This window comes from Tenebrionibacter intestinalis, from assembly GCF_016632365.1.
GTDB classification, from domain to species: domain Bacteria; phylum Pseudomonadota; class Gammaproteobacteria; order Enterobacterales; family Enterobacteriaceae; genus Tenebrionibacter; species Tenebrionibacter intestinalis.
On the sequence record NZ_JAEPBH010000043.1, the window covers coordinates 17,765 to 29,051 of the forward strand.

The following is an 11,287-nucleotide window of genomic DNA, read 5'->3' on the forward strand; positions in this document are numbered from 1 at the left end:
TATTAACGCTCCCTGAACGCTTCGCGGGCTTTGAGCACCGGTTTGAGCAAATACGACAAGATTGATTTTTCCCCTGTGCGAATTTCTACCGTCGCTACCATGCCGGGAATAATCGGAAACGCTTTGTTTTTTACGTGCAGCGCCGCGCTATCAGTGCGGATATAAACCCGATAGAAGTTCGGATCGCCTCGCCCGGAGCGGGCGCGTTCTTCATCAAAAATCGTATCCGGACTGATATGCTCCACGCGCCCTTGCAGACCGCCATAGATGGCATAGTCATACGCGGTGATTTTGACCGTAGCCGGCATCCCCGGGCGCAGAAACGCTACGTCAGATGGCTTAATTTTGGCCTCTACTAACAGGCGATCTTCGAGCGGAATCAGCGTCATAATTTCCGCTCCCTGCTGAATAACCCCGCCCCGGGTCGTCACCTTGATGTTGTTAATGGTGCCGCGCAGCGGGGCCACGATAGTGGTACGATTCATCACATCTTCACGCCCGGCCAACACCTGCTGAGCCTGCGCCAGCTCGCTCTCTGCTTTCGTCAGATCGCCATTAGCGTCGGCGCGAAAGCGGTTAGTACGTTCGGCAATCTGTAGGCGGAATTCGTTGGCCTGACGCCTGAGACGCAATATTTCTACTTCGGAGATAAGCCCCTGGCGCGCCAGCGGTTCCGACAGTTTTACTTCGGCTTCAGCCAGGCTGAGGCTGTGCTTAAGCGCCGCAACCGATTCATTCAGGGTTTTCTGGCGCGATTTCCAGGCCTGGGTTTCATCATGCACGATAGAGTCGATGCCCTGAATGTCATCGGGAAACACCAGCGGCGTACCGTAGGCTTCCGAACGCAGGCGGGCAACGGTGCCCTCAAGCCCCTGCACGCGTGAAAGCGCTTCCTGAAAGCTGGCATTTGAGCGAGTGGGGTCGATTTTGAGCAGTATTTGCCCCTTTTCCACCACATCGCCCTCTTTTACATTCAGCTCTTCAAGAATGCCGCCTTCCAGGCTCTGTATAACCTGCTCGCGCGAGGCAGGAATGACTTTGCCTTCCCCTTGCGTAATTTCCTCAACAATCGCAAAGTGCGCCCACGTCAGCGCAATGACCACAATGACGGCAATCAGCCACAGCACGACAGATGTCACCGGCGTTTTCTGAACCAGCAGCGCCCCCTGCAATTCCCGCATAAACTTCAGATCTTCAGAGTTGACTCTGCCGCCAGCCTTGCCAGGCTGCGCTTTTTGCACCCCGGTCGCCCCGGGACGTTTGTCCACTACCGGCGCATCCGTTCTCATTTCCATTTTATTTCCCTTCGTCCATGCTCAGGATTGGTTGTTACTTTTTCTCAACGTTGTGGGCTGAATTTAACTCGGCGATAACGGCATCTTTTTCGCCATCGTGAGTGACGCGGCCTTCAACCAACACCATCAGGCGGCTGACAAGTTGCAATAAGGAGAAACGATGCGTCACGATAATCAGCGTCTGGTCAGTAATCGCTTTTTGAAGCTGGTCGATAAATTTGGCTTCAGTTAAGGCGTCCATCGAACTGGTGGGTTCATCCATCAGGATGATTTTCGGCTCAAGCAGCAGGCAGCGCGCCAGCGCGACCAACTGCCGCTGACCGCCGGAAAGCAATTGCCCCATTTCCCCCACAGGCATGTCGAAGCCCATCGGATGCTGAGCGGCGATCTGATCCAGCCCTGTCATTTTGGCGACGCGCAGAAAATGCGCGGTAGTGGCCGACGGGTTGCCAATCATGACGTTCTCGCGCAACGAGCCGAAAAACAGGCGACAATCCTGGCCGACATAGCCCACCGCAGTACGCCAGTCGGCTGGATCAATTTGCGCAACATCAACGCCATCGATAGACATCTGGCCGCTTTTAGGCTGGTACAGACGAGCAACCAGCTTTAGCAGCGTCGATTTGCCGCTGCCGATATTGCCGATAATGGCAACGCGTTCACCGCGTCCAATCTGAAATGAAACGTTGTCGATCACTTTAAGCGTGTTGGGCATCCCCGGAATCGGGTATTCAAAATTGACTTTTCTCAGGCGGATACTGCCTTCAAAGCGCGGCGACGGCAGGTAGCTGCGGGCTGCGTCGCGATCGGTCGGCATGTCCATAAACTGATTGAGCGACTGAAGCGCCGTTTTCGCCTGCTGATAGCGAATAGCCAGCCCCACCATCGCAGCCAGCGGCGACAAACAACGTCCGGACAGGATAACCACACCGATCATCGACCCCATCGTCAGATTGCCGCTGTGGATTAAGTACACCCCCCAGACCACAATAATGACGGTTACCACCTGTTGTACAAACGAGGTGAAGCCCATCGTCAGGCTGGAGAGATGGCGAATTTTCATTGAAGTAGAAGCCGAAAGCGCGCTGAAGTCTTCCCAGCGCTTTTGCATTACGCCTTCACCGCGCGCCGCTTTCAGCGCCTCAATGCCTTCAATGCTTTCAATCAACAAGCCATGCTTAAGCGACGACTCGCGCATATTTTCATTCATATAGCGCGACAGCGGACGCTGAATGAGAATGCTCGCAATCAAAATAACCGGCACGGCCAGCAGCGGAACCGCCGCCAGCGGACCGCCGATCAGGTAGATGATCAACAGGAACAATATGCAAAAAGGAATATCCGACAGCGTCGCAAGCGTAGCCGAGGTCATAAAGTCGCGCACTGACTCAAACTCACGCAACTGGTTAGCAAACGAGCCGGCCGACTGAGGTTTGTGCTCAAGTCGCACGGACATCATCTGGCGAAACAGCGTCGATCCCAGTATGAGGTCTGCCTTTTTTCCTGCCACATCGATAAGCCAGGCGCGGATCTGACGTGAGGTGAATTCAAAGATAATGGCGATAATGACGCCGATCGCTAACGACCACAGCGTGGCATAGGCCTGGTTTGGCACCACGCGATCGTACACATTCATGGTGAAGAAGGTTGTCGCCAGCGTCAGGATGTTGGCGAGCAGCGCCGCCATTGCCGCGCTGTAAAAGAAATGGCGGTAGCGCCACAACGTGCTAAACAGCCAGTGGCCTTCGCGATTTACTTCCGGGAGAATATTATCAATGCCGGATTTCATCTCCGGTTTGCGGCTGGCGAGCAGCGCATAACCGGTAAAATCTTTAGCCAGATCGGCCGCGTTAACCGTTCTTTGCACACCGGTTTCCGGCAGGATGACGGTATAAACCTCCTGGCCTTTTTCTTTCTGACGCGTGGTAACAATACAGTAGGTGCCATCATTCTTTGACAGCACAATCGGAAAAAGATAATCAGAAAACGATTTCAGTTCACGCTTCACCCAACCGGACGTAATCCCGGTTTGATCCAGCATTTTTACGGCCAACTCCGCAGAGAGGGTGCGATCGCGCGGTAGGTCGGAGTATAAAACTGCAGTACTGACATATTTGTCGTAATAACGAGTGAGCCATTTTACCGCCGACAGCAGCGAATCCTGCACTCCATTTTCTACAGCTTCGTCCAGCGCCATTAATGGCGGCGTTGAAGCGGATTGAATATCGTCCATAACGTTCTTTCCACTTTTTAATAAATTTCTGAACCGCAGTTATAGCACAGACGACTTTTTTATAAATATTCCTAAGGCTTATTCCTTACTTAATTAGCCTTAGTTTTTCCAGGCGTAAAAATATTAGAATGCGGTAAATAAATTGGGAAAATATTACTCTATTTCCTGATTAAGGCACCTTGCCATCAAAACAACCGATTATTGATAAAATAAAAATAAGCCTCCCCCAGGAAGTACTTATTTTCCCACTTAAAAAACGCACAATAAAAAATGCCGCCTACGCATGTAGACGGCATTTTTAGCCAATCAGATATTGCAAACCGTCATCAATGACTATTGATCATAATATCGACACGACGGCTCATTTTGTTGCAGCCGTCTTCCTGGCGTTTGCTACACCCACCGGCTGTCTGCGCTACACCCAGGCCCTGAACATTGATAATGCTTGCGTCTATGCCCGCGCCGATCAGCGCCTGACGCACGGTTTCAGCGCGTGCTTCAGACAAACGGCGGTTGCTTTCGCTGTTGCCGATACCGTCGGTATACCCCACAAGATTAATACTGCTGACATTGTTAGAGCGTCTGGTAAAGTCTATCAGCCTGTCAAGCTTACGCTGCGATTCAGGCAGCATCTGATCATAACTGCTGCCGGCAAACCGGAAACGTACCGCATCCATAATCAGCGTGACATCCTTACCGGAACCGACATAGCGGCAGGTCTGCATACCAGACGCGCGGTTAACCAGGCGCGTACTACGGTTCATCACCGGCAATTCCTGCTCGGCCTGCTGACGGGTTACCGCCTCACTGACAATGCCATTACTTACGGCAGAACGTACAAAATAGGTCTTACCGCCGTTAAACTGCGCGTTAACGCCCGCGTTTGCTTTTTGCTGATACAATGGCGCATCGTTTACGGCCGCAGCCAGCGTATGCTGGCCCGCGCTTACGCATAAAGTTGTAAACTCTCCGGGTAATAAGGCGGTATGAAATTCTTTATCGAGATAAATATTAAGCGGCCCTGCGTTTACGCTGGCAGGATAGTAATAGATAAGCTGCGCCTGTTCAGGCACCACCTGCGGCGTCGAGAAATAGGTAGTGTCTGACTGTGGAATAACGCCTACGCTTTGCCCTTCCAGAAAAACGTTGGCATGCAGGCCGCCCGAAGAAAGCATTGCACTAATAATTAATGCGCTCTTTATGTATTTATTTACTGCATTCACTTTTTTCATTGTTTATTTCCATCCAATGAATATTTTCAGATAAACAGCCCCCTACCCGACTATCGCTTATTGCATAGCCTGTTTTTTATGTAGGCGCTGAATTGTCCCTGTTACCTGTTAATTTTTTACTTCAGCGGCATAACGCTGCGCTTCAGCATACTTTTGCGGCGTGAGTCGCCGTAATTCCATCTCACCGGCTTCAGGCGGCAGCACGCCAAGCGGCGCCGCGATGAGCGTCCAGTTAATGGGGTGGAAGATTCCGCGCCAACCGTGGATTGCATAATTTTCCACATCCACCATGCGCGGCATACGCTCCTGCCACACTTCACGCAACGCGCGATAGCTCTCCGGATACGGCGATTTCGCGACTGCCTGCCACAGTGGCGTATCATTACGCCCACAGTCGTAGTGCATACGCAGAAAATCGCGAATGCACGCCCAGGAGGTGAAATTAGCCTCATTAAACTCGCGGATGGCGCTATCGGATACAACACCCTGGCTGCTCGTTATCACACGCTCAAAGCTGTGAAGTTGTTCCAGCATCTGACCGATTGACGTCGCCTCCAGCGGTTCAACAAAGCCGCTGGAAAGCCCCAGCGCCATGACATTATTTTGCCAAACCTTTCTGAAACAGCCAGGATCGAAACGTAGCGTTTTATGCGGTTCAATAGCATAACCAAGCCGCTGTTCCACTTCTTTAACGGCTTCTTCTTCCCTAAGGTATTTGCTGCTAAAGACGTAGCCGGCGCCCACGCGGTCGACTAATGGAATTTGCCACATCCAGCCGGCATTCATGGTAACCGCACGCGTGACCAGCATCGGATTTGGCTGCGGATGCGGCATATAAAACGGAATAGCGCAATCCATTAGCAGATAGTCTTTAAACGAGACCCACTCGCTTTCCATCCCCTTCTTACCAATAACCTTACGCGACAGCCCGGTGGCGTCTATCAGAAAATCCAGCGCGATACGCTCATCGGCGGTACGCAGCTCACGGGCAAAGCCCTTTTCATCAAAGACCACCTCATCGACAACGGCGTCAAGGTGCTGAACGCCGCGCGACAGCGCCACTTTTTTCAGGTAGCCGGCAAGCTTATAGCTATCAAAATGGAATGAAGGAACAATGCCTGCATTTTTGGTATCCAGTAGCGCGGCAGCCTGAGCCTGCGTGGCGTTATTTTTAATCAGCCTGCTGGCCTCAATATAGCTATCCAGCTCGGCTTGCTGACTGACCATCGCACACAAATAAGGCCAGGCCCCGCGTTCCTGCCAGCGGGAAACCGGCGTTTCCTGCGAGGCAAAAAGGTGAAAGAAACGATCGTCCTCTTTGCCCGTACGCCAGCCTTCGTAGGAGAACCCCCACTTCCAGGTCGCGCCCGTTTCCCGGACAAATTCGTTGATATCAATATTGTTATGGTGCAGCGCGCCAATGAAATTAAGCAACCCGCCTTCACCTACGCCCACAATACCGATTTTCGACGATTCAACTACTTTTATTTCAACGCTCGGGCTAAACATGCGGCGCAGGGCGATGGCCGCAAACCAACCCGCAGTTCCCCCGCCCAGCACAACGATGCGCTGAGGTGAAGGATTACGTAAGTTCAACACTTGCAACTCCTTGCAGACTATTCCAAAGCCGTCGCTAAGACGCATCTGAAATAACGGTGACAATGACTCGCACATTTTTGTGATAACGCCTTATGCAAGAAAAGGAGGAGGCCGAAGCCTCCTCCTACTTTCTTAGCTCAGCGTTATCTGATGGTTAGCGAGTAACGTTTCGAGATCCACATCCGTGTCCTTAAACGTAATCAACTTCGTCATACCATAAGACGAACCGGTACCGTCGCGGTCGATGCTCAGGATAGTATCGTTGCCGCTCTGGGTAACCCGCAGGAAGTCCTTGATATTATCGCCTGCGTCGATAGTCGGCACACCGTTGATGTAGTGTGCCGCACCGTCCGCATCCGGCTTATAGCCGATCAGCATTTCACTGATATCAATAATATCCGCGTTCTTCGTTGCTTCGATGGTGCCCACGTGGAAACCGATAACCGTATCCTGGCCGTTACCACCGTTATTCGCAGCGCTCAACACTTTGTACATCAGCGTATCCTGACCACCGGCGCTGAGATCGAACGTGTCGTCTCCGCCACGGCCTTCAAAGAAGTTATTCGCTGCATTACCAATAAAGGTGTCGTTGCCGCTACCGCCAGCGATACCTTCAATATTCACAAACTTCGCATTACCAAAACCGGTGTTCTGATAACCCGTGTTGTTCATATCAATGGTGATAGCCGTGCTGCCTGCCAGTTTATAGTCAACGATATCCATACCACCGATATCGCTCCAGGTGGTTACGCCCGAAATGTTTACGGAACCGCCGCCGCCGTTGTAGATGTGCGAACCTGCGGTAGCGTAAAGGGTATCGTTGTAGCCGGTACCCACAATGCCCACGGTATTAGTACCATCGCTTGCCGCCGTTGATGCGCTGGAGGCGTTGGCGCCACTCTCCGCAGTCAGCGTATAAGCATGATTCGCCTCCACCGCTTTCAGGCCGCCCCAGGTACCGTTCACATTTTCAATCGTGTTCGATCCGGTATTCAGCCCAACGGCGTTAACACCGCCGAAGTCGCTACCGTTTGCCAGCATGACCACGCTATAGGTCTTCGTTGCATCCAGCCCGTAGAAGTATACCAGCCCCGTAGAGTTGTTCATGTTGACCCCCCCCTGCGTGTTGATAATCTGGGAAGACACAACTTTGCCCGTTGCTTCGTCAATCAGCATAACGGTATTGCCGTAGTAGGCGTTCACACCATTTTTATCAAGAATACGTACAATGATACTGGTGCCGTCAGACACCTTATTTGTATTCTCGATATATTCGGACTTACCGCCCTGCGCACGGAACACAACCAAATCCTGATCGCCGTCGTAATCCAGATCGACCAGTACAGCACCCGTTGTAAAGTTCGTCCTGCCGTTCTGGTTTGCATCTGTCAGGATTGTTGAAGAAGACCAGTTAACCCTTCCTGAGGCGCTATCCGTCCCGTTATTCATCCACAACAAACCGACGTTAGCGGCGTTACCAGCATCACGGGAACCTTCAATACCGGCTATCTCAATGAGATCCATCCGGCCATCGCCATTCCAGTCAACCGCCAGCGAAGTCATACTGTTGACGGAATCGCCCAGGGTCTGGAGATTATTACCCGTACCGACACCGTCAGCCTCAGAAACAAATTTTCCGGTGCCGTCGTTGTAGTAGATAACGCTCTGCGCACCACCTGTTCCCGCTCCCGTCAAGCCCCCGACAAACAGATCCATATAGCCATCGCCATTCAGATCTGCCCAGGTCAGCGTTGTGAAAACATCATTCGCTGCGTTATCGCCATTAAACACGCCATTGATTATCTGCGTGTTTGTCAGCGTAACATTACCGCTGGCATCACGGTTATTCTCTACCATCACCAGACGGGAACTGGCGGTGCTACGGCCGCCTTCAGACGTCACATTGGCACCTGTCGTTCCGTGGTAAACAATATCGACATAGCCATCATTATTAAAATCAACCGTAGCAATTTCACGATCCGGTGTCGCATTACCGTTATTGGTACTGTAAACGCCGTTTTGCTCCGTACGGGTATCAATATAAGCCCCGGACTTGGTAAAGCCCGCAACGGTGCCATTTGTATTCATAACAAATGTGGTGTCATACCCGCCACGTGCGTTGGCATCGTTAGGTGTCTCGTCACCGTAGACAATATCTACATAGCCGTCACCATCGATATCAATACCCGCAGCGCCGCCGTACCACACGTAGGCATTGCCATACCCGTTGTTGGTTTCCCCTGCAACGCCGTACGCTCCAACCTGGAATACGGTGTAGGTTTCACCATTATATTTAAAGGACTGCTGCCCATTCGCATACCGGGTATCCGCCCCCAGAACATCCATCAGGCCATCGCGGTCAAAGTCAATAAACGTTGACTGCTGCTGCCTATCGATACCACTTAGAACAATGGATTCAAACGATCCCAGCGCGGTGGAGTCCTTCCCGTTTTGTGTAAACACCGCCGAGTTACTCAGAATACGCCAGGTCCCATCTTCGCTGATGGTTATCGCGGTACCGGTATCATCTGAGGTCGCCCCTTTTGCCGTAAAGGTAATTTCCGGCGTGGCTCCGATAACAAGCTCATTTCTGGAGTCATCTTCAGTGATCTTTGTACCATTTTTGGCATACAACACCGCGGCCACATCATAAGTGCCCACAGCCAGTGCATCAGCTTCAGGTATCTGGACATACCAGGTGTTATTACGCAGATCGATAACAACCTGACCATTTTCGGAGGAGTACGTTTTGCCGTTTACCGTCACCTTCACGTACTCGCCTTCACCAATATCAAAACCGGTAGAACCGGAGATGATAGGCGTCGAATCCAGCGTGTTCTGCCTATCGATATTAACAGTCAGGTTTACGCTTATCGTGAAGTCGTCAGAATACGCCCCTTCGTTACCGGCCCTGTCCGCTACAACCGCCTTATACTGATAGGTCATATCGTCAGACAACGGCGGCAATACAAAGCTCCAGGTATTACTTGCTGTATCAACCGTCGCTGTTCCTAAAAGCGTATCGCTGGCTACGTCGTAAATGCGAATAACGTCGCCATCCTCCAGCGGAATGCCGGAAACTTTACCTTTAAGCGTCGGGTTACGATCGTCCGTTGTCGTCCCCGACGGGAACTCACCGGTTGCCACACCAACATCGTCGGTAAAGGTATCGATAGTGACCGTCTGCGTTGGCGCATCAAGATCGATGCTCAGCGCAAACTCTGGCGATATCGCCGTTTCATTACCCGCCATATCCACCGCAGTTGCCGTGAAGTGGTAGGTATTGTTGTTTTCCAGCCCCTGAACCGCGTAGGTCCAGGTTCTGGCGGCGCGATCGACCGTGGCAAGACCCAACAGTACGCCATCCTGATAAATACGGATGCTTTCCGTTGCGCCCAATTCCCCGCTCCAGCTACCGGTCAGTACCGGATCGACATCATCCGTGACGCTATCGTTAACCGACATCTGCCCCTGATTGGTGCCGACATTGTCCTCATAGCCATCGATCGCCAACGTAACCTGCGGCGCCTGCGTATCGACAGTGATATTCACCACGTCGGTCGGCTCGCTTACGTTGCCTGCGGCATCGGTTACGGTAACGGCAAACGCATAGTTGTTGTCCGGCAGAGCCGTAGCCGGCTCCCAGCTCCAGCTACCGTTATCGCCAACCTGCACTTCAGCCAGAATAGTATTACCGTTCCAGATGGTAACCTTACTTCCCGCTTCAGCCGTTCCCGCAAGTGTCGGGGTGCTGTCATCGGTGGTGTCGCCATCGGTCAACTCACCCGTCACGCTGCCCACATTATCGGTAATCGTGAGGTTAGCTACCGGGTTTGGCGCCGTGATATCAATGTTGACATCCCACACATTGCTCGCGTCACTTACCTGACCTGCCGGGCTCTGCGCTTTCGCGGTAAAGCGATAATCGCCCTCTTCCAGCGCCGGGTTAACCGTCCAGCTCCAGTGACCATTGCTATCCGCCGTCGTGCGTCCCAGCTCTTTGTCACCGTTGTAGATAATGACCGTGCTGTTCTCAACGGCTGTACCACTCAGGGTTGGGGTAGTGTCATCGGTACTGGCGCCACTGGCCACTTCACCCGTCACGCTACCTGCATTATCCATAACCTTCTCGATAGTTGGCGCATCGAAGGTTGTCGGTACGATAGTGACAGTATAAGCCGGGGTCGGGCTGGTGCTGTTGCCCGCCGGGTCCGTCTCCACCGCCGTCAGGTTATTAACTCCTTCTGACAACGCATGGCTGTCGTCCAGCTCCAGGCGCCAGTTGCCGTTCGCATCCACCGTCGTCTCGCCCAGCAGTGTCTTCTGCCCGTTCAGCGTGGTGTACACCCGGATAGTGTCGCCCGCCGTGCCGGTACCGGTGATGGCCGGCTGCTTATCATCAGATAACCCCCCGCTCACCACATTGCCGGTAACTTCGCCGACGCTATCCCACACGCCGGTAATGGCCAGCTTAGAGGCGTCCGGCGCCGTGTAGTCGGTGGTCAGCACGAACTCGCCTGAGCGTCCGCTCTCGTTGCCTGCCGCATCGGTGGCCGTCACCGTAAACCGGTGCTCGCCCTCCGGCAGGGTTGAGGTCGGCGTGTAGCTCCACTTGCCCTGCGCATCCGCCTTCACGGTTCCCAGCACCGTGTCGCCGTCACGGATGGTCACGGTGCTGCCCGCTTCCGCCGTGCCGTGCAGCGTCGGGGACGGATCGTCCGTCACGCTGCCGCTCGCAAGCTCGCCCTGCAGTTCGCCCACTGCGTCCTCGGCCTTCGTAATGGCCGGCGCCGCCGGGGCCTGCGTGTCCACGGTAAAGCTCACGTTCACGCTCTCGCTCAGGTTGCCCGCCGTGTCCTTCGCGTTCACCGTCAGGGTGTACGTCCGGTCTGCCAGGTCCGCGGCCGGCGTGAAGCTCCAGCGCCCGT

Annotated in this window: 5 protein-coding genes; all 5 read right to left on the reverse strand. The window is 53.3% G+C overall.

Features of this window, described 5'->3' with window-relative positions; translation table 11 throughout:
• Positions 1-2: 2 nt before the first annotated feature.
• Positions 3-1,295 carry an HlyD family type I secretion periplasmic adaptor subunit gene (locus tag JJB97_RS14755; RefSeq protein ID WP_238714780.1) on the reverse strand — a complete coding sequence of 431 codons (1,293 nt, stop codon included), beginning with the start codon at positions 1,293-1,295 and terminating at the stop codon, positions 3-5.
• Between the two features lie 34 nt (positions 1,296-1,329).
• Positions 1,330-3,528: a type I secretion system permease/ATPase gene (locus JJB97_RS14760; protein ID WP_238714781.1), complete on the reverse strand. Its 2,199-nt coding sequence runs from the start codon at positions 3,526-3,528 to the stop codon at positions 1,330-1,332.
• A gap of 326 nt (positions 3,529-3,854) precedes the next feature.
• A complete protein-coding gene (locus JJB97_RS14765) occupies positions 3,855-4,760 on the reverse strand; it encodes an OmpA family protein (protein WP_238714782.1) in 906 nt (301 codons plus the stop codon).
• Positions 4,761-4,868: 108 nt separating this feature from the next.
• On the reverse strand, positions 4,869-6,359 hold the full coding sequence (locus JJB97_RS14770) for a tryptophan 7-halogenase (RefSeq protein ID WP_238714784.1): 1,491 nt from the start codon (positions 6,357-6,359) through the stop codon (positions 4,869-4,871).
• A 132-nt stretch (positions 6,360-6,491) separates the two neighbouring features.
• The coding region (locus JJB97_RS14775) for an Ig-like domain-containing protein (protein WP_263457979.1) at positions 6,492-11,287 on the reverse strand (4,796 nt) is incomplete at its 5' end.

Excerpts from the sequence above, each read along its gene's own strand:
- JJB97_RS14755 (WP_238714780.1), bottom strand. The coding sequence starts at position 1,295 with ATGGAAATGAGAACGGATGCGCCGGTAGTGGACAAACGTCCCGGGGCG.
- JJB97_RS14765 (WP_238714782.1), bottom strand. The coding sequence starts at position 4,760 with ATGAAAAAAGTGAATGCAGTAAATAAATACATAAAGAGCGCATTAATT.
- JJB97_RS14760 (WP_238714781.1), bottom strand. The coding sequence starts at position 3,528 with ATGGACGATATTCAATCCGCTTCAACGCCGCCATTAATGGCGCTGGAC.